The 19,478-nt window shown below is 75.4% G+C and carries 15 protein-coding genes and 1 tRNA gene; 11 read left to right on the plus strand and 5 right to left on the minus strand.

Annotated features, from left to right (window positions below; all coding sequences use genetic code 11):
• Window positions 1-87 precede the first annotated feature (87 nt).
• From ACFYE1_RS14825 to ACFYE1_RS14835, 3 genes are read left to right on the plus strand one after another with little or no spacing between them, the layout of a single operon-like run.
• Window positions 88-852, plus strand: a complete 765-nt coding sequence (locus ACFYE1_RS14825) for a LamB/YcsF family protein (RefSeq protein WP_387744412.1) — start codon at window positions 88-90, stop codon at window positions 850-852.
• Window positions 849-2,495 (plus strand): 5-oxoprolinase subunit B/C family protein, encoded by a 1,647-nt coding sequence (locus ACFYE1_RS14830; RefSeq protein ID WP_387744414.1) that lies wholly within the window; start codon window positions 849-851, stop codon window positions 2,493-2,495. The genes ACFYE1_RS14825 and ACFYE1_RS14830 overlap by 4 nt, the downstream gene beginning before the upstream one ends.
• Before the next feature lie 4 nt (window positions 2,496-2,499).
• Window positions 2,500-4,227 carry an acetyl/propionyl/methylcrotonyl-CoA carboxylase subunit alpha gene (locus tag ACFYE1_RS14835; RefSeq protein ID WP_387744417.1) on the plus strand — a complete coding sequence of 576 codons (1,728 nt, stop codon included), beginning with the start codon at window positions 2,500-2,502 and terminating at the stop codon, window positions 4,225-4,227.
• 33 nt (window positions 4,228-4,260) lie between these two features.
• Here ACFYE1_RS14835 and ACFYE1_RS14840 read toward each other — a convergent pair whose 3' ends face one another.
• Complete coding sequence (locus tag ACFYE1_RS14840; RefSeq protein ID WP_387744420.1) at window positions 4,261-5,223, minus strand: ABC transporter substrate-binding protein; 963 nt, start codon at window positions 5,221-5,223, stop codon at window positions 4,261-4,263.
• 114 nt (window positions 5,224-5,337) lie between these two features.
• Between ACFYE1_RS14840 and ACFYE1_RS14845 the strand changes: the two genes are divergently transcribed.
• A complete protein-coding gene (locus ACFYE1_RS14845) occupies window positions 5,338-6,072 on the plus strand; it encodes a GntR family transcriptional regulator (protein WP_387744422.1) in 735 nt (244 codons plus the stop codon).
• Here ACFYE1_RS14845 and ACFYE1_RS14850 read toward each other — a convergent pair.
• The gene (locus ACFYE1_RS14850; RefSeq protein ID WP_387744424.1) at window positions 6,035-6,190 is read right to left on the minus strand and encodes a D-glutamate cyclase family protein; all 156 of its coding nucleotides are present in this window, start codon (window positions 6,188-6,190) and stop codon (window positions 6,035-6,037) included. The genes ACFYE1_RS14845 and ACFYE1_RS14850 overlap by 38 nt on opposite strands.
• 251 nt (window positions 6,191-6,441) lie before the next feature.
• Between ACFYE1_RS14850 and ACFYE1_RS14855 the strand changes: the two genes are divergently transcribed.
• Window positions 6,442-7,395: a DNA-3-methyladenine glycosylase family protein gene (locus ACFYE1_RS14855; RefSeq protein ID WP_387744427.1), complete on the plus strand. Its 954-nt coding sequence runs from the start codon at window positions 6,442-6,444 to the stop codon at window positions 7,393-7,395.
• Between the two features lie 234 nt (window positions 7,396-7,629).
• On the opposite strand, the gene ACFYE1_RS14860 is transcribed toward ACFYE1_RS14855, so the two are convergent.
• On the minus strand, window positions 7,630-8,127 hold the full coding sequence (locus tag ACFYE1_RS14860; RefSeq protein WP_387744430.1) for a hypothetical protein: 498 nt from the start codon (window positions 8,125-8,127) through the stop codon (window positions 7,630-7,632).
• Window positions 8,128-8,545: 418 nt separating this feature from the next.
• Here ACFYE1_RS14860 and fdh point away from each other — a divergent pair, with 418 nt between their 5' ends.
• The 3 genes from fdh to nrfD are packed head-to-tail and all read left to right on the plus strand — an operon-like array spanning window position 8,546 to window position 14,021.
• A complete protein-coding gene (gene fdh, locus ACFYE1_RS14865; RefSeq protein ID WP_387744433.1) occupies window positions 8,546-11,935 on the plus strand; it encodes a formate dehydrogenase in 3,390 nt (1,129 codons plus the stop codon).
• A complete protein-coding gene (locus ACFYE1_RS14870; RefSeq protein ID WP_387744436.1) occupies window positions 11,935-12,930 on the plus strand; it encodes a 4Fe-4S dicluster domain-containing protein in 996 nt (331 codons plus the stop codon). Before fdh ends, ACFYE1_RS14870 begins: the two co-directional genes overlap by 1 nt.
• Window positions 12,927-14,021 (plus strand): NrfD/PsrC family molybdoenzyme membrane anchor subunit, encoded by a 1,095-nt coding sequence (gene nrfD / locus ACFYE1_RS14875; protein ID WP_387744439.1) that lies wholly within the window; start codon window positions 12,927-12,929, stop codon window positions 14,019-14,021. The genes ACFYE1_RS14870 and nrfD overlap by 4 nt, the downstream gene beginning before the upstream one ends.
• 27 nt (window positions 14,022-14,048) lie before the next feature.
• On the opposite strand, the gene selD is transcribed toward nrfD, so the two are convergent.
• The gene (gene selD, locus ACFYE1_RS14880; RefSeq protein ID WP_387744442.1) at window positions 14,049-15,068 is read right to left on the minus strand and encodes a selenide, water dikinase SelD; all 1,020 of its coding nucleotides are present in this window, start codon (window positions 15,066-15,068) and stop codon (window positions 14,049-14,051) included.
• 41 nt (window positions 15,069-15,109) lie between these two features.
• Between selD and ACFYE1_RS14885 the strand changes: the two genes are divergently transcribed.
• From ACFYE1_RS14885 to selB, 3 genes are all read left to right on the plus strand, one after another.
• Window positions 15,110-15,204: transfer RNA gene (locus tag ACFYE1_RS14885), tRNA-Sec, on the plus strand.
• A 62-nt stretch (window positions 15,205-15,266) separates the two neighbouring features.
• On the plus strand, window positions 15,267-16,604 hold the full coding sequence (gene selA, locus ACFYE1_RS14890) for an L-seryl-tRNA(Sec) selenium transferase (RefSeq protein ID WP_387744445.1): 1,338 nt from the start codon (window positions 15,267-15,269) through the stop codon (window positions 16,602-16,604).
• Between the two features lie 2 nt (window positions 16,605-16,606).
• Window positions 16,607-18,397, plus strand: coding sequence for a selenocysteine-specific translation elongation factor (gene selB / locus ACFYE1_RS14895; RefSeq protein ID WP_387744488.1), 1,791 nt, complete (start codon window positions 16,607-16,609; stop codon window positions 18,395-18,397).
• Between the two features lie 49 nt (window positions 18,398-18,446).
• On the opposite strand, the gene ACFYE1_RS14900 is transcribed toward selB, so the two are convergent.
• Entirely contained in the window at window positions 18,447-19,448 is a 1,002-nt protein-coding gene (locus ACFYE1_RS14900; RefSeq protein WP_387744448.1) for an electron transfer flavoprotein subunit alpha/FixB family protein, read from the minus strand.
• Between the last annotated feature and the right edge of the window lie 30 nt (window positions 19,449-19,478).

Consider the following 19,478-nt stretch of genomic DNA (forward strand, 5'->3'; position numbering starts at 1 on the left):
ACGGATTCCACTCCCGAGGGCACATATTGTTGAACAATCCGGGCCGACAGGGCATGCTGGAGGGACCGACGTGACAAGGAGCACAGCATGCCCTCCTCCGACATCGACCTCAACGCGGACTGCGGCGAGTCGCTCAGCGCCTGGGCCATGGACGGCGACGAGGCCGTCCTGTACGTGGTCAGCAGCGCCAACGTGGCCTGCGGCTTCCACGCGGGGGACCCGACGGTCGCCCGCCGGACCTGCACCGTGGCCGCCGGGCAGGGCGTGGCCGTGGGCGCCCAGGTCTCCTACGACGACCTCAAGGGCTTCGGCCGCCGTTTCATCGCTGTACCCCGAACCGAGCTGACCGACCAGCTGGTGTACCAGACGGGTGCCCTGCAGGCCCTGGCCCGCGCCTCGGGCACCGAGGTGAGCTACGTCAAGCCGCACGGCGCCCTGTACAACGCGATCGTCCACCACGAGGAGCACGCAGGAGCCGTCGTCGACGCCGTGCGCGACGTGGACGACACCCTGCCCCTGCTGGTGCTGCCCGGTTCCGAGATCGAGCGGCAGGCGCGGGCGGCCGGACTGCGCACGGTCCGCGAGGCCTTCGCCGACCGCGGCTACACGCCGCAGGCGACCCTCCTGCCGCGCACCGAGGCCGGTGCCGTCCTGCACGACGCCGAGCAGATCGCCGCCCGCGTGGTGCGGATGGTCGTCGAGGGCGTCGTCGAGGCCGTCGACGGCTCCCTCGTGGCCGTGGACGCCGAAAGCATCTGCGTCCACGGGGACACCCCGGGGGCGCTGGCCATCGCCGAGCGCGTGCGACACGCCCTCGAGGAGGCCGGCCTGCGGGTCGGCAGCTTCCTGTGAGCGGGCCGGTCCCAGCCGGACCCCGCCGGGTCCGGCCGCTCGGTCCGCGCGCGGCGCTGGTCCAGTGCGCCGACCTGCACGACGCCGTGGCGGTGCACGCCCGGCTCGCCGCAGCGGACCTGCCCGGGCTCGTGGACTGCGTGGCCGGAGCGGAGACCGTGGTCGTGCGCGCGAGCAGCACCGCGGCACTGCGGGACGTCGTGCGCGCCGCCCGCGCCGCCCCCCGCGGGAGCGCCGGGTCGGGCGAGGCCCGCACCGTGACCATCGACGTCCTCTACGACGGCCAGGACCTCGCGGCGGTCGGCGAGATCACCGGTCTGGGCGCGGACGGGGTGGTCCACGCCCACTCCGAGCAGGCGTGGACCGCCGCCTTCGCCGGCTTCGCGCCCGGCTTCTTCTACTGCGTGGGCGAGGTCGGCCTCGACGTCCCGCGCCGGGACACGCCGCGCACCGCCGTCCCCGCAGGGTCGGTGGCCCTGGCCGGCCGGTTCTCCGCCGTCTACCCCCGCAGCTCCCCCGGCGGCTGGCAGCTGATCGGGCGTTCCACGGCCCGGATGTTCGACCTCGACCGCGAGGATCCCGCCCTGCTGCGCCCCGGGGACCGGGTGCGGTACCGGCCCGTCCGCGAGCTCGTGGAGGTCGCCCCGGCCGCCGCCGGTCCCGCCCCGGTGCGGGGACCGCACCTGACGGTCGGGGTCGCCGGGCTGCAGACCCTCGTCCAGGACGGCGGCCGAGTCGGCTCCGCGGCACTGGGCGTCTCGCCCTCGGGCGCACTCGACGCCGCCGCCGCCGGATCGGCCAACCGGCTCGTGGGCAACGACCCCGGGGCGGCGGTGCTGGAGCACCTGCTCGGCGGGCTCGAGCTGACCGCCCACGGGGACCACGTCCTGACGGTCACCGGCGCGCGGGCGGCGCTGGCGGTCACGGGCCCGGCCCCGTGGCGGCCCCCGCTCGGCACCCCCTTCGCCCTGCGCGACGGCGAACGGCTGGCCGTCGGCACCGTGACGGCCGGGGCACGGGTCTACGTGGGCGTCCGCGGCGGCGTCGCGGTCCCGCCGGTGCTGGGCAGCCGCTCCGCGGACACCCTCGCGGGGCTGGGCCCCGCCCCGTTGACCGTCGGCGACGCCCTGCCGGTCGGACCGGCCCCGGGCACGGCCGTCCGGCTCCCGGAGCCGGTGCCCGGCCCGCCCGCGGTGTCCACGGTCCGCGTCGTCCCGGGCCCCCGTGACGACTGGTTCGCGCCCGCCGCCGTGGCGTCCTTCTTCGCGCAGGAGTGGGTACTTGCCACCTCGTCCGACCGCGTGGGTGCCCGGCTGACCGGCGAGCCGCTGGAGCGGGTGCGCACGGACGAGCTGCCCAGCGAGGGGACCGTGCCCGGCTGCGTCCAGGTCCCGCCCTCGGGGCTGCCGGTCGTCCTGCTGCAGGACGCGCCCACCACCGGTGGCTACCCCGTGCTCGGCGTGGTGCACCCGGAGGACCTCGCCGTGCTCGCCCAACTGCGCCCCGGCGAGCGCCTGCGCTTCGCGCGGCTGCCGGCGCCGGCTCTCGGCGCGCCGCCCCCGGCGCACCCCGCCGGGGGCGGCGAGCAGCCCGACCCCGTCAGCACCGATCACCAGTCCTCCACCGAGACCTCCCAGGAGTAGCACCGTGCGCAAGATCCTGATCGCCAATCGCGGGGAGATCGCCGTCCGCGTCGCCCACGCCTGCGCCGAGGCCGGCCTCGAGTCGGTGGCGGTCTACGCCGACCCCGACGCCGACGCCCCGCACGTCCTGCTGGCCGACGAGGCGTACGCCCTGGAGGGCACCTCCGCCGCCGAGACCTACCTGGACGGGGACGAGGTCCTTGCGATCGCCCTCCGGTGCGGCGCCGACGCCGTGCACCCCGGCTACGGGTTCCTCTCCGAGAACGCCGGCTTCGCGCGGGCCGTGATCGAGGCCGGCCTCACCTGGATCGGCCCCTCCCCGGAGACGATCGTGCTGCTGGGGGACAAGGTCGCCGCCCGTGAGATCGCCCGGCGCGCCGGCGCGCCCCTCGTGCCCGGCAGCGACGGCCCGGTCGAGTCGCCGGAGGACGCCCGCGCCTTCGCGCAGGAGCACGGCCTGCCGGTGATCGTGAAGGCCGCCCACGGCGGCGGGGGCCGCGGCATGCGCGTGGTCCGGGAGCTCGACCAGGTCGAGGACGCCTTCCTCTCCGCCGCCCGCGAGGCGCAGGGCGCATTCGGCCGCGGCGAGTGCTTCGTGGAGCGCTTCCTGGACCGCCCACGGCACGTGGAGGCGCAGGTCGTGGCCGACGCCCACGGCCACGTCGTCGTGCTCGGGACCCGGGACTGCTCCCTGCAGCGCCGCCACCAGAAGCTCGTCGAGGAGGCCCCCGCGCCGTTCCTCACGGACGAGCAGCGCGAGCAGATCGCCGCCGCCGCCGAGGGCATCTTCCGGGAGGCCGGGTACGTGGGGGTGGGCACCGCCGAGTTCCTCGTGGCCCAGGACGGGCTGATCTCCTTCCTGGAGGTCAACACCCGGCTGCAGGTGGAGCACCCGATCACCGAGGAGGTCTACGGAGTGGACCTGGTCCGCGCCCAGCTGACCGTGGCCGCCGGGGACCCGCTGCCGGTGCTCGAGGCCCCGGCCCCGCGCGGGCACGCGTTCGAGTTCCGGATCAACGCCGAGGACCCCGGCCGCGGCTTCCTGCCCGCCGGGGGCACGGTCGAGGCCGTCGACACCCCGACCGGCCCGGGCGTGCGCCTGGACTCCGGGGTGCACCGCGGAACCCGGGTGGCCACGACCTTCGACTCGCTGCTGCTCAAGCTCGTCGTCAGCGCGCCCACCCGCGCGCAGGCGCTCGTGCGGGCCCGCACCGCCCTGCGCGAGCTGCGGGTGCACGGCGTGGCCACCACGATCCCGTTCCACCGTGCCGTGCTGGACACCCCCGCCTTCGCCGGGGACGAGGAGCTCGGCGTGTGGACCACGTGGATCGAGGACGAGTTCGCCGACCGGCTCGCCCCCGACGCCGGCTACGCCCGCGCGGACGAGCCCGGCCGCACCCGCTTCACCGTGGACGTGGACGGGCGGCGCGTGCGCATCGGGGTCCCCGACGCCCTCGCCGCGGCCCTGAACTCCGCGGCCGCGGGGGAGACCTCCCCCGCGGCCGCGGAGCCCGCCGACGACGGCGCCGTCACCGCGCCCTTCGCCGGCACGCTCGTCTCGTGGCTGGTGTCCGAGCAGGACACCGTGGAGGCGGGCCAGGACGTCGCCGTGCTCGAGGCCATGAAGACCGAGACCCGGGTGTCCGCGCCCCGGGCCGGGACGGTCCGGGAGCTCGCGGTGAGCCCCGGGGACGCGGTGGCCGCCGACCAGGTGCTCGCCCGCCTCTCCTGAGGGGGCTCCTCCACAGGCCCGTCCGGCCGCCGGTCACCCGGGGAGCAGCTCGTCCAGGTCGGGAGCCTCCTCGATGAGTCCGTGCTGGACGGCGAGGTCCGCGAGCTCCTGCACGGACTGCCGGTTGACCTCGGTGGGGTACGCGGGCAGGACGAGCTGGTCGATCAGCTCCTCGTCGAGCTGCGTGTAGCTGGGCAGGACGGCACGGACCTCGTCGGGGTTGTCCTGCGCGAACTGCAGCGACTTCTCGATGGCCGCCTGGAACGCCTCGACGGTCTCGGGCTCCTGGGCCAGCACGTCCTCGCTGGTGAAGTACACGGCCACCGTCAGGTTCTCGATCGGGAACGCGTAGTTGGAGACCGCGGAGCGCGCGCCGTCCTGCATGGCGATGGTCCGGAACGGCTCGATCGAGCCGATCGCGTCCACCTCGCCCCGGTCCAGGGCCGCCGGCATGTCGGGCAGCGGGATCTCGACGAAGTCGACGGCGCCGGGGTCACCGCCCTGCGCCTCGATGGCCGCGCGGATGGTGGTGTCGCTGATGTTGTTCAGGGTGTTCACGCCGACGGTCCTGCCCTCCAGGTCCGCGGCGTCCTGGATGTCGCTGTCCTCGCGCACCAGGACGTCGGCGAAGTCCTCGCCCTCGACCCCGGTGGAGTTGTTGGCGTTGGCGATGATCTGCAGCGGCAGTCCCTGGGACCGGGCGACGATCAGCGACGTCACGTTGCTGAAGCCGAAGTCCATCTCCCCGCTGACCACGGACGGCACGATGGCCGCCCCGCCCTGGGCCTGGGTGATCTCGAGCTGGAGGCCCTCCTCCTCGAAGAAGCCCTGCTCGATCCCCAGGTAGAGGGGCGCCACGTCGGTGCTCGCAATGACGCCCACGCTGACCGTGGTCAGCTCGCCGTCCTCGGCCGCGCCTCCACCGGACCCCCCTCCTCCGCACGCGGTCACTGTCAGGACGGCCGCCGTGGCGAGTGCTGCACGGACCTTCTGCATCGAAGCCTCCAGGGAGTGGGACGGAAGTCCTGAAAGCCTAGAGGACGGCCCGGACCTGCCACCAGGGTGCCGCCGCACGATCCCGCGGCACCGGGATGCCAGGATGGTGGATTGATGAACACCGTGGAGAACGAGTTCCTGATGACGGCCGTCGCGCAGGCCGGGCCCGCCCCGCAGGGCGAGGCCATCCCGTGGGCCGTGGACGTGCTGCGCCAGGGCGTCGTCGCCGGCCGGCTGCCGCCCGGGACCCGGCTCTCGGAGGCCCGGGTCAGCGAGGCGCTGCGGGTCTCCCGCAACACCCTGCGCGAGGCGTTCACGATCCTGGTCGGGGAGAATCTGCTGGTCCGGGTCCCCAACCGCGGCGTCTCGGTGGCCCGGCCCGGCGCGGACGACGTGCGGGAGATCCACCGGGTGCGGCTCGCGCTGGAGACCTCGGCGCTGCGCTGGTCCACCCCGGCCCCGCAGCCGGGCCTGCACGCCGCCGTCGAGGACGGCCGGGCGGCCCACCGCCGCCAGGACGTCCCCGGCATGGCCGACGCGAACCAGCGGTTCCACCGCGGCGTCGTGGAGCTGGCCGGCTCGGCGCGGCAGAACCAGCTGATGTCCCGGACCCTCGCGGAGATGCGGCTCGTGTTCTACTCCATGCGGCAGGACCTGTCCTTCCACGGGCCCTACATCGAGCGCAACGCCCGGATCCTCGAGCTCTTCGAGCAGGGCCGGCGCGAGGAGGCCGCCGTGCAGATGCACCACTACCTGGAGGCCTCCCGGCAGCAGCTGCTCGGCGTCCTGGAGGGCCCCGCGCCGGCCGCGGTCAGGGCACCGGGTACTGCCGGTCGGGCAGGTCCGTGACCAGGATGTGGCCCGGCGCGTGCCCGAGGACGAACGGCACCCCGGACTCGAGCACCGCCGCCTGAGGCGTCACCCCGCAGGCCCAGAACACGGGGACGTGACCGTCCGGGATCCGCACCGCGTCCCCGTGGTGTGGGGCACCGAGATCCCGGACGCCCGCCCCTCGCGCCACGCGTCCAGCAGGTCGGGCCGCGGTGCCCAGCGCGGTCCCCGGCGACGGAGACGACGATGTCGACGACGGCGAACACCAGGCACTCATTGTTGAACACTCTGGACGGGGCCTCGGCGCCATTTCCGCCTGGACAGGCGGCGGCTCCCGGGGACAGGCTGGGTCCGAGACCTCCGCCCCTCGACGACCGGGAGCCGCGCATGCACGACGACGGGTCCGCTGGTGCCGTGGACGTCCTGCTCCCGCCACCGGCGTCCCCCGGGTTCCTCCGGGACTTCCTGGCGTCCCAGGCCGTGCCCGGGTGCGACGACCTCGCGGGCGGCGACCACCGGCGCCCCGTCGTCGTGGACGGCGCGGTCCGGACCGTGACCGTCGGGTGGAACCGCCTGACGCCGGCCGGTCTCCCGGTGCACGTGGACCCCGGGGCGGCGGACGCCCTGGAGCCCGTGCTGGACCGCGTGCGCCGCTGGCTCGGCGAGGGCACGGAGTCCCCCGCCGCCGACCGCGCCCTGGCGGCCGACCCCACGCTCGCCGCCGACGTGCTCGCCTGGCCCCTGATCCGGCTGCCCGGCTCACCGGACGGCTTCGAGACGGCGGTCCTGACCGTGCTCGGGCAGCAGGTCTCCCTCGCCGCGGCCCGCACCTTCGCCGGGCGCCTGGTCCGTCACCACGGCACCCCCGTGGCCGGCGGCGCCATCGCCTTTCCGACGGCCCACCGGATCGCCGGGACGGACCCCGCCGAGCTGCAGCGGGACGTGGGCGTGACCACCCGCAGGGCCGCGACCGTCCACGCGCTCGCCGTGGCCGTCCGCGACGGGCTCGGCCTCGACGCTCGGCCCGGACGTGCCGGCGCGCCGGCCGGGGAGGACGCCGCACTGCTGCGCGAGCGACTGCTCGCCCTGCCGGGGATCGGCCCCTGGACGGCGGGGTCGATCTCGCTGCGCGTCCTGGGCGACCCCGACGTCTTCCTGCCCCAGGACCTGGTCCTGCGCCGCGCGCTGGGGGCGGCCGGGGCGGCCGCCGCCGCGGCGACGGCCGCGGCCTGGAGCCCGTGGCGCAGCTACGCCGTGATGCGGCTGTGGGCCCGCGCGGCGTTCCCGGGCTCGGCCGGGCCGCTCACCGGGGGAGTCCCCGGAATTCCCGAGACACGCTGAGTGCCGAGTACGACCTCGCCACTGGACGGCGTGCCCTGCGTCCTCCAACGGCTCGTCCTCGATCAGCACGTCGGAGAGCGGCGGGGCTTCGCACCCGCCGATGTACGCGGTCAACGGCTCGGCCCTGAAAGGGTCGGGCTCGTTGCTCCCGTGCTCGACATCGCGGGCGGAGCGATGCTCGCACCCGATCCGCCCTCCCCGAGAACTTCTCCGGGGCAACCCGGTGGCTTCGGCTCAGACTGCGGCGGCCAGTCCCTCGGGTCCGGGGCCGGGTCCGGGTCCGGGTCCGGGTCCGGCGGGAGCGTCGGCGGAGTGCAGCAGGGCACGCAGCTCTCCGGCGTCCGTCGCGGACGCCTCGGCGAGGAGGACGAGCGGGACGCCGTGCCGTGCCGCGCAGCGGAGCTCGGCATGCAGAGCGCCCACGGCCCGGTCCAGCGCCCAGCGCGCCGACTCCAGGGCTCCGTCAAGGGGTGCGACGTCGAAGCCGATCCCCACCTCCTCGCCGGAGGCCGCGGCCTCGAGGACCTGGTCGAGCGCCCACTCCGCGGCCTCGACCTCCCCCGCGGCGGTGAAGACCCGCTGGAGGAGCCCGGCAGGATGGAAGCAGAGGTCACCGACAGGGTTGCCGGGGCCGGCCTCGGCCGGGCGCGCCGGGGACCCTGGGGACAGCGGGACGTGGACGAGGTCGACCGACCGGGCCGTCGACCGGGGGGACAGTGCCTTGCTCATCATCGAACCCTCCTCGAGATCTGCTGTCGCAACCCCGGGCCTGCACTCGGCGCAGGCCGGCGGGACCCGCTCCCATCGAACCAGCCACCCCGGCGGACTTCCAGAGGGGCGCTGGTGAACGCTTCACAATCCCATTGTGACGTGCGGCAACGCTCCGGTTCGCCGTGCACGTGGCCGTCGCGGCCGTTGTGGCCGTGCTGCGGCAGACGACGTTCGCTCGGAGACCCCTCGAACGGGCGATCGCGGCCGCCGTGCGGGACACCCGCGGTGTGGGGCACCCGCGGTCGGCTGATGGGTACGCCCTCCCGGACGGCGGAGTTCCCGGGCGTCCAGCGGGTCGTGCCCACCGGCGGGCGGCGGCGCCCGCGCCCCGCCGGTGTGGCCCCTGCCACTCTGCGGCCCAGCGGGCTATGCTCCTGGCATGTCACGATTCAGTCCCCTGGAGTGGCCGGTCCTCCGGCAGATCCGTTCGGGCGACCTGCTCGGTCGCGGCCCGGCGGTGACCTCGGAGCGCACCCGGTCCACGACCCCGCGCACGAGCACCGCGGACCGGGTCGTGCAGAGCGTGTGCCCGTACTGCGCGGTCGGCTGCGGCCAGCGGGTGTACGTCAAGGACGAGAAGGTCGTCCAGATCGAGGGCGACCCGGACTCGCCGATCTCGCGCGGCCGGCTGTGCCCCAAGGGCTCGGCCAGCGAGCAGCTCGTCAACGCGCCCGGCCGGCAGACCGAGGTGCTCTACCGTGCACCCCGGGCCACCGAGTGGCAGCGCCTGGACCTGGACACCGCCGTGGAGATGGTCGCCGACCGCGTCCTCGAGGCGCGCCGCAACGGCTGGCAGGACGCCGACGAGCAGGGCCGTCCGCTGCGCCGCACGATGGGCTTCGCCGCCCTGGGCGGCGCCACGCTGGACAACGAAGAGAACTACCTGATCAAGAAGCTCTTCACCGCCGCGGGAGCGATCCAGATCGAGAACCAGGCCCGCATTTGACACTCCGCCACGGTTCCCGGTCTGGGAGCCTCGTTCGGACGTGGCGGCGCCACGCAGTCCCTGCAGGACATGGCCAACGCCGACTGCATCGTCATCCAGGGCTCCAACATGGCCGAGTGCCACCCCGTGGGCTACCAGTGGGTAACGGAGGCCAAGGCCCGCGGCGCCCGGGTCATCCACGTCGACCCGCGCTTCACCCGCACCTCGGCCGTCGCTGACAAGCACGTCCCGATCCGGGCCGGCTCGGACATCGTGCTGCTCGGCGCGCTGATCAACCACGTGCTCACCCATGACCTGTGGTTCGAGGAGTACGTCCGCGCCTACACCAACGCGGCCACGATCGTGAACGAGGACTTCCGCGACGCCGAGGACCTCGACGGGCTGTTCTCCGGGTTCGACCCGGAGACCGGTCAGTACGACCTGTCGTCGTGGGCCTACGACGAGGACGAGGACGGCTCCGGGGACGACGACGGCACGGTGGACGCGCCGGCGGGCGACCCCGAGGACGGGGCCGAGGCGGTGGACGAGGCCGCCGGCCAGCAGCTCGGCAGCGGCGGCGCCCCGATGGAGCACGCCCGCATGCAGCGCGACGACACCCTGCAGGACCCCCGGACGGTGTTCCAGATCCTCAAACGGCACTTCGTGCGCTACACCCCGGAGATGGTGCAGGAGGTGTGCGGCATCGGCCCCGAGGACTTCGCGTACCTGGCCCGCTCCATCACCGAGAACTCCGGGCGCGAGCGGACCACCTGCTTCGCCTACGCCGTGGGCTGGACCCAGCACAGCCTGGGCGCGCAGTTCATCCGCACCGCCTCGATCCTGCAGCTCCTACTGGGCAACATGGGGCGGCCCGGCGGAGGGATCATGGCCCTGCGCGGGCACGCCAGCATCCAGGGCTCGACCGACATCCCGACGCTGTTCAACCTGCTGCCCGGCTACCTGCCGATGCCGGTGGCCGGCACCCACGACACGTTCGAGGACTACCTGGCCGCGATCGCGTCGAAGAAGCAGAAGGGCTACTGGGCCGAGGCCGACGCCTACACGACGAGCCTGCTCAAGGCCTGGTGGGGGGACGCCGCCAGCGCGGACAACGACTGGGCCTACGACTACCTGCCGCGCCTCACCGGGGCCCACGGCACCTTCCAGACGCTGACGAAGATGCTCGCGGACGAGGTGGAGGGCTACTTCCTGCTCGGCCAGAACCCCGCGGTGGGGTCCTCCAACGGCCGGATGCAGCGGATGGCCATGTCCCACCTCAAGTGGCTGGTGGTGCGGGACCTCAACCTCATCGAGTCGGCGACCTGGTGGAAGGACGGCCCGGAGATCGCCTCGGGCGAGCTGCGCACCGAGGACATCGAGACCGAGGTGTTCTTCCTGCCCGCCGCCACGCACGTGGAGAAGTCGGGCACGTTCACCCAGACCCAGCGGCTGCTGCAGTGGCGTCACCAGGCCGTGGCGCCGCCGGGTGAGTGCCAGAGCGAGCTGCAGTTCTTTTTCGAGCTGGGCCGGCGGATCCGGGAGCGTCTGGCCGGGTCCGAGGACGAGCGCGACCGCCCGCTGCTCGACCTCACCTGGGACTACCCCGTCGACGAGCACGGTGAGCCGGACCCCGAGGCGGTGCTCGCCGAGATCAACGGCCGCCACCTCACCGGCCCGGACGCCGGGAGGCCGCTGTCCTCGTACACCGAGATGCGCGCGGACGGTTCCACCGCCGGCGGCTGCTGGATCTACACCGGTGTCTACGCCGACGGCGTCAACCGCGCCGCCCTGCGCAGACCCGGCCAGGAGCAGGACTGCGCCGCGCTGGAGTGGGGCTGGGCGTGGCCGGCCAACCGCCGTCTGCTCTACAACCGCGCCTCGGCCGACCCCGAGGGCCGGCCCTGGAGCGAGCGCAAGAAGCTCGTGTGGTGGGACGAGGAGCAGGACGAGTGGGTCGGGGACGACGTGCCCGACTTCCCGCTGCACCTCGCCCCGGGCACCCGCCCCGACCCCGATTCCGGGGGCGCGGCCGCACTGGCCGGCGACGACCCGTTCATCATGCAGGCCGACGGCAAGGGCTGGCTGTACGCGCCCAAGGGCGTGCTGGACGGGCCGCTGCCCACGCACTACGAGCCGCAGGAGTCGCCGGTCGCCAACGCCCTGTACACCCAGCAGCGCAACCCCTCCCGGGTGCTGTTCGCCCGCCAGGACAACCTCAGCGCCCCGAGCGCCGGGGAGCCGGGGGCGGACGTGTACCCCTACGTGTTCACCACGTACCGGCTCACGGAGCACCACACCGCCGGCGGCATGAGCCGGTGGCTGCCGTACCTCTCGGAGCTGCAGCCGGAGATGTTCTGCGAGGTCTCCCCCGAGCTCGCCGCCGAGTGCGGGCTGGAGCCGTACGGCTGGGCCACGATCGTCTCGCCCCGGGCGGCGATCGAGGCCCGGGTGCTCGTCACCGAGCGGATGACGCCGCTCGTGGTGGGCGGGCACACCGTGCACCAGATCGGGCTCCCGTACCACTGGGGCGTGGGCGACGACGCCGTGGTCAGCGGCGACTCCGCCAACGACCTGCTGGGCCTGACGCTGGAGCCCAACGTGCAGATCCAGGACTCCAAGGTCGGCTCCTGCCACATCCGCCCGGGCCGCCGGCCGCGGGGTCCCGAACTGCTCGACCTGGTCGTGGAGTACCAGCAGCGCGCAGGCGTCACCGTGGCGACCGGCAACACCCAGGCCGACGCCTCCGACGCCGCGCCCGGTGACGTCCGGGCCACGGGCCGGAGCGCCGACGGGCGCACCGACCCGACCACCGACCCGACCACCGACCCGACGAGGGAGCACTGATGGGCCAGCTGGCCGGACCGACCGATCCCACGGCCGACGCGCACTGGGAGCACCGGCACGCGCGGAAGGGCTTTTTCACGGACACCTCGATCTGCATCGGCTGCAAGGCCTGCGAGGTGGCCTGCAAGGAGTGGAACCAGAACCCGCAGGACGGGGACCTCGAGCTGCTGGAGTCCTCCTACGACAACACCGGCTCGCTGGGCGCCAGCACCTGGCGGCACGTGGCGTTCGTGGAGCAGGACAGCGAGCGCATCGAGGAGGCCCGCGAGTCCGGGCGCAAACTCGTGAGCCTGGGCATGCCGCGCGTCGGCCCCCCCGAGGCGCGCCCGCAGACGGCATCGGAGGACACCACCCCGCCGGACACCCCGGAGTTCCGCTGGCTGATGTCCTCCGACGTCTGCAAGCACTGCACGCACGCCGGGTGCCTCGACGTCTGCCCCACCGGGGCTCTGTTCCGCACCGAGCACGGCACCGTGGTCGTGCAGGACGACGTGTGCAACGGGTGCGGCACCTGCGTGGCCGGCTGCCCGTTCGGCGTGATCGAACGGCGCACCGACGGCACGGCCGCGCCGAGGACGGAGCGGGACGGGCAGCCGGGCAAGCCCGAGGTGAAGAACGTGGGCGTCGCCCAGAAGTGCACCCTGTGCTACGACCGCATGGTGGACGACCAGACGCCCGCGTGCGCGCAGACGTGCCCGACGACGTCCATCAAGTACGGCGAGCACGACGACATGGTCGACCAGGCCCGGCACCGGGTCGCCGAGCTGCACGCCCAGGGACGCACCGAGGCCAGGCTCTACGGCGCCAACGAGCTGGACGGCGTCGGCGGCACCGGCTCGGTGTTCCTGCTGCTCGACGAGCCGGAGGTCTACGGGCTTCCCCCCGACCCGCGGGTGCCGACCGCCGACCTGCCCCGGATGTACCAGCGGGCCGGCCTGGCCGCGGCGGGCATGCTCGCCGCCGCCGCCCTGGCCTTCGCGGGAGGGCGCTCGTGAGCCTGTCCGAGTTCGACAGCTACCGCCCGCCCGAGCCGCCGCGCCGCCGGCGGCGGGACGGCCCGCGACGCCGGGGCGCCGGGCAGGGCGGCGGTGGCGACGGCTCCCGGGAGATGCCGATGGTCCCGGAGCCGGAGTTCGGCTCCTACTACGGCCGTCCGGTGGTCAAGCCGGCGCCCTGGGGCCACGAGGTCGCCGCGTACCTGTTCCTCGGCGGCGTGGCCGGCGGCTCGGCGCTGCTGGCGCTCGGCGGTCAGCTCACTGGCCGGGACGAGCTGCGCCGCAACGCCCGGCTGGGCTCGGTGACCGCGCTCGGCCTCGGCGGGGCCGCCCTGGTCGCCGACCTCGGCCGCCCGGAGCGCTTCCTGCACATGCTGCGCACGTTCAAGCCGACCTCCCCGATGAGCATGGGCACGTGGATCCTCAGCGCGTTCGGGGCCGGCATGGGGACCGCGGTCGCGGCCGAGGTCGACCGGATGACCGGCTCCCGCCTGCCGCTGGGTCCCCTGCGCCCGGTGCTGCGCGCCGTCGAGGGGCCGGCCGGTGTCGAGGCCGCGGTCTTCGCCGCTCCGCTCGCCGCCTACACCGCGGCCCTGCTCTCGGACACGGCGACGCCCACGTGGAACGCCGCCCGCGAGGACCTGGCGTTCGTCTTCGTGAGCTCGGCGAGCCTCGCCTCGGGCGGTCTGGCGATGGTCACGACGTCGGTCGGCGAGGCCGGCCCCGCCCGGCGGCTCGCCGTGCTGGGGGTGGTGGGCGAGCTGATCGCCACGAAGCTGATGGAGCGCCGGATGGACCCGGTGGCGGCCGAGCCGCTGCACCACGGCCAGGCCGGGACCATGCTCGCGTGGAGCGAGCGGCTCGCGGTCGCCGGCGGCCTCGGCGCGCTGCTGGGCGGACGCCACCGGGCCGTCGCCGCGGCGTCGGGACTGGCGCTGCTGGCTTCCTCGGCGCTGACCAGGTTCGGCGTGATGGAGGCCGGTCTCCACTCGGCCGTGGACCCCCGCTACACGATCGAGCCGCAGAAGGCGCGGCTGGCCGCTCGTCGCGCCGCAGGGGTCACCGACGACGCCATCACGACCGCCGGCTGAGCACCCGGCGCCGTCCGGGGACGGGGCTCACCGCACGGCGATGCCGGAGCCGGCGACCGTGTGACCGACCACGGGGTAGCCGGGCACCTCGCCGACGACCAGCAGGCCGCCCGAGGTCTGGGCGTCGGCCAGCAGCAGCAGGTCCTCCTCGGCGACACCGGGCGCGGCCTGCAGGTGTGGGCGCACCCAGTCGAGGTTGCGGCGGGTCCCGCCGGAGACGTAGCCGTCCCGCAGCGCCTGTTCCGCCCCCTCGACGAGGGGCACGGCGCTGCGGTCGAGGACCGCCCCGACCTCGGATGCACGGCACAGCTTGTGCAGGTGCCCGAGCAGTCCGAAGCCGGTGACGTCCGTGGCGGCCCGGGCACCGGCCGCCAGCGCCGCCTCGGCCGCGTCCCGGTTGAGCCGGGTCATCGTGGCGATCGCCTCGGCGAACACCTCGCCGGTCGCCTTGTGCCGGTTGTTGAGCAGGCCCACGCCGATCGGCTTGGTGAGGGTGAGGGGCAGCCCCGGCGCGGCGGCGTCGTTGCGCAGCAGCCGGTCCGGGTCGGCCACGCCGGTCACCGCCATGCCGTACTTCGGCTCCGGGTCGTCGATGGAGTGTCCCCCGATCACCGGGCACCCCGCCTCGGATGCGACTGCCAGGCCGCCGCGGAGCACCTCGGTCAGCAGCTCCATCGGGAGCTTCTCCCGCGGCCAGCCGACCAGGTTGATCGCCATGACCGGGCGCCCGCCCATGGCGTAGACGTCCGACAGCGCGTTCGCGGCGGCGATCCGGCCCCAGTCGTAGGCGTCGTCGACGACCGGGGTGAAGAAGTCGGCGGTGGACAGCACCGCGAGGTCCTCGCGCACCAGGACGGCCGCGGCGTCGTCGCCGTCGTCGAGACCGACCAGCACGCCGGCACCCGCCTGGCCGGTGAGGCCCCGGACCGCGTCCTCGAGCTCGCCGGGAGGGATCTTGCACGCGCACCCGCCGCCGTGGGCGAAGCCGGTCAGCCGGACCGCTCCGGTCGCGGACGGGGACGGGGTCGACGTCCGGGTCTGTTCCATGCCGTCAGCCTACTGGTGGCGGCGGTGCTAGGTTGGGTGGCGGAGGCGTCCGGGTCCTGGTGGGCCCCCCGGTCTTCAAAACCGGTGAGGCCGAGCACCTCGGCCTGGCGGGTTCGATTCCCGTCCGCCTCCGCCAACCTCTGCGCTGCCCATCCGCGCTGCCCATCCGCACCGCGTGCCGCCCGACGAGGAGTGACTGTGGCCCTGGACGACCCACGCCGTCTGATCCCGCGCACCGACCAGCTCATGGCCCTGCCGCCCGTCCGCCGGGCCCGCGGCCGGCTGAGCGAGGACGTCCTCCGCGCGCTGGTGCGCGACGCCCAGGACCGGGCGCGGCGCGGTGAGATCGCCCCCGGCGAGGTCGCACCGGCGGTGCTCGCCGCGCTCGAGACCCGCTCCGCCTCGAGCCTGACTCCGGTGCTCAATGCCACCGGCGTGGTCGTGCACACCAATCTCGGCCGCGCCCCGCTGTCCGCGGCCGCCCTCGACGCGCTGGTCACGGCCGGCGGGTACGTCGACGTGGAGCTCGACCTGGTGACCGGCGCCCGCTCCCGCCGCGGCGCCGCCGCCCGGGCGGCCCTGCTCGCCGCCTGCCCCCCGGCCCAGGACGCACTGGTCGTCAACAACGGCGCGGCCGCCCTGGTGCTGGCCACCACGGCCCTGGCCGCCGGCCGTGACGTGGTGATCAGCCGCGGCGAGCTCGTCGAGATCGGGGCCGGCTTCCGGCTGCCGGAGCTGATCGAGTCGACCGGCGCCCGGCTGCGCGAGGTGGGCACGACCAACCGGACCCACCTGCACGACTACGCGGAGGCGATCGGCCCGGAGACCGGGTGCCTCCTCAAGGTGCACCCGAGCAACTTCCGGCTGGAGGGATTCACCTCGGCCGTCGAGGTCGGCGAGCTGCGGCCGCTGGCCCGGGCCCACGGCGTGCCCCTGGTGGCCGACCTCGGCAGCGGGCTGCTGACCCCCGACCCGCACCTGCCGTCCGAGCCCGACGCCGCCGCCGCTCTCGAGGACGGCGCCGACATCGTCATCGCCAGCGGCGACAAGCTGCTCGGCGGCCCGCAGGCCGGACTGGTGCTCGGCAGCTCGGACGTCGTCGCCCGCCTGGCCGCCCACCCCCTCGCCCGGGCGGTGCGCGCCGACAAGCTCGCGCTCGCCGCGCTGGAGGCCACGCTCACCGGTGGGCTCGCCCCGGTCGAGAGGGCGCTGCACGCGGACCCGCAGCGGCTCCGCGAGCGGGCCGAGCGGCTCGCGCAGGCCGTCGGCGCGCCGGTGGTCGCCCACGACGGCCGGGTCGGCGGCGGCGGTGCGCCCGGCGTGCCCCTGCCGGGGTGGGCGGTGCGGCTGCCCGAGGCGGCGGCCCCGCTGCTGCGCGCCGGCCGCCCCGCCGTGCTCCCCCGGGTCCACGACCGCGCGTGCCTGCTCGACCTGCGCTGCGTGCCCGAGTCCGACGACGAGCGCCTGCGCGCGGCGGTGCAGGCGGCCCTGACCGCCCTCGCCGAGGCGGACCGCGTCACCGGCGGGGCCCGGTGAGCGTGCACGTCGTCGCCACGGCCGGGCACGTCGACCACGGCAAGAGCACCCTGGTGCGGGCCCTCACCGGCATGGAGCCCGACCGGTGGGAGGAGGAGCGCCGCCGCGGGCTGACCATCGACCTGGGCTACGCCTGGACCACGCTGCCGTCCGGGCGCGACGTGGCCTTCGTGGACGTCCCGGGCCACGAGCGCTTCCTCGGCAACATGCTCGCCGGCCTCGGGCCGGCTCCCGTCGTCTGCTTCGTCGTCGCGGTCGACGAGGGGTGGCAGGCCCAGTCCGGCGACCACCGCGACGCCGTCGCGGCCCTCGGCATCGAGCACGGCGTGGTGGTGCTCACCCGCGCCGACCGGGCGCCCGCGCGCACCGGCGAGGTGCTCGCCCAGGTCCGCGCCGAGCTGGCCGGGACCGGACTGCGCGACGCGCCCGTCGTCACCGTCTCCGCCCTCGAGGGCACGGGCCTCGCCGAGCTGCGCGCCGTCCTCGACGACGTCCTGGCGCGGACGCCCGCGCCCGCCGAGGGGTGGCTGCGGCTGTGGGTGGACCGGTCCTTCACGATCACCGGTTCCGGCACGGTGGTGACCGGCACGCTGACCGCGGGAACGCTCCGGCAGGGCGACCGGCTGCACCTGCTCGGCCACGGCGAGGCCGTGCCGGTCGCTGTCCGTGGCATGCACAGCCGGAACGTGCCGCGCACCGCGCTGGAGCCGTGCACCCGCGTGGCGCTCAACCTGCGGGGGGTGTCCGCCGCCGACGTGCACCGCGGCGACGCCCTGGTCACCCCGGGCACGTGGCCGCTCACCGGCGTCCTCGACATCCGCCGCAGCACCGGTCCTGCCTTCACCGGGACGGCCGAGCAGCTCGTGGTCCACGCGGGCACCGCGGCGGTGCCCGCCCGGCTGAGCCCGTTCGACGACGACCACGCCCGGCTGGTCCTCGACCGGCCCCTGCCCCTGGTCCTCGGGGACCGGCTGGTGCTCCGCGACCCCGGCAGCCGCTCGGTGCTCGGAGGAGCCCAGGTCCTCGACGCCGATCCGCCCGCGCTGCGACGGCGCGGTGACCGGGCGCGCCGCGCCGCCCGGCTCGTCGGCATGGACGTGCACGGGGACGTCGGCGTGGAGGTGGCCCGCCGCGGCGCGGTGCAGGCGCAGCACCTGCACCGCCTCGGGCTGCTGCCCGCCGCGGGCGCCACCCCGCCCGTCGACGTGCGCGTGCTCGGCGACTGGTGGGTGCACGCCCCCGTGCTCGAGTCCTGGACGCAGCGGCTGCGCACGGCGGTGGAGGAGCTGCACGCCCGCGACCCCCTGGCCGCTGGCCTCTCGCGGGGCGCCGCCCGTGACCTGCTCGCGCTGCCGGACGCCGTGCTGGTCGACGCCGTGGTCCACGGCGCCGGCCTGGAGCGGGACGGCGGGCACATCCGCTCCCCGCACCACCGCGGCGGCCTCGGCGCCCACGAGACCGCGGTGCTCGAGCTGGAACGACGGCTCGGGGCCGAGCCCTTCCGGAGCCCCGAGGCCGACGACCTGACGAAGCTGCGGCTCGGCGCCCGCGAGCTCGCCGCCGCCGAGAGGACCGGCCGGCTGCTCCGGCTGGGGGACGGTGTCGTGCTGCTGCCCACCGCCCCTGCCCTGGCGATGCGCGAGCTCGCCCGGTTGCCGCAGCCCTTCACCACGAGCCAGGCGCGCCAGGCGCTCGGCACCTCCCGGCGCGTCGCGATCCCGCTGCTCGAGCACCTCGACGCCCGCGGCTGGACCCGGCGGCTTGACGCCGGCCACCGGACCGTGGTGCGCTGAGCGGCCGTCCCGGGGTGAGCGTCCACCGGCCGGACCGGGTGCCCGGAGCCTAGCCGCGCAGCGCCCTGAGGTGCTCGACCGCCTGGGGCAGCACCTTCTGCAGGTCGCCCACGATGCCGAGGTCGGCGATCTCGAAGACCGGCGCCTGCTCGTCCTTGTTCACGGCCACGATCGTTCCCGCCGTCTGCATCCCCGCGCGCTGCTGGATGGCCCCGGAGATCCCGCACGAGACGTAGAGCTGCGGGGAGACGGTGTGGCCGGTCTGGCCCACCTGGGCCTCGGGGCCGATCCACCCGGCGTCCACCGCCGCACGGGAGGCCCCGATCGCCCCGCCCAGGACGTCCGCGAGCTCCTCGAGCGGGCCGAAGTCCCCGCCCGTGCCGCGGCCGCCGGCCACGACCACGCGCGCCTCGCCCAGCGCCGGGCGCCCGGAGGCCGGCAGCTCCGCCCGGCCCACCACCCGGGCCGCGGGCACGGTGTCCTCGAGGGCGTGCGTGCGCACCCGCGGGCGCTGCGTCCTGGCCTGCCCCTCCGTGGTGGCGTCGGCGAGGTCGGCGGGGACGTCGACCGAGTTGGGGCGGACGGTCGCGATCAGCACCCGGCTCGTGGCCCGGCACCGGGTGGTCCATCCCCCGGCGAGGACGGACTTGGTGGCGACGAGGTCGTCGTCGAGGGCCACCACGTCGGTGACCACACCGGCATCGAGCCGCACACCGAGGCGCGCGGCGACGTCCCTGGCCTCGGGGGTGCCGGCGAGCAGCAGCACGGTGGCACCGGACTCCCGGGCGGCCGCCTCCGCGAGCGCGACCACCGGCGTGGTGAGCCGGTCCCCCGGGCCGCCCTCCGGGGCGTGCACGGTGTCCACCGCGTGGGCGGCGAGCTCGCCGAGCAGGGCGTCGCCCGGCACGTCCGGCACGACGACGTGCGTCGCGCCCACGGTGCCCGCGAGCACGAGCAGCTCCCGGTCGGCCCGGCGGAGCCGGTCCGCGGTGCCCAGCACCACCAGGGCGGCGGTCGTGCTCGTGCTCGTCGTGGTTGCGGTCGTGGTCATGGTCGTCCTCCTCCTGCCCGGTGGGCGGGC

The sequence above is a fragment of the Kocuria nitroreducens genome, assembly GCF_042879195.1.
Classification (GTDB): domain Bacteria; phylum Actinomycetota; class Actinomycetes; order Actinomycetales; family Micrococcaceae; genus Kocuria; species Kocuria nitroreducens.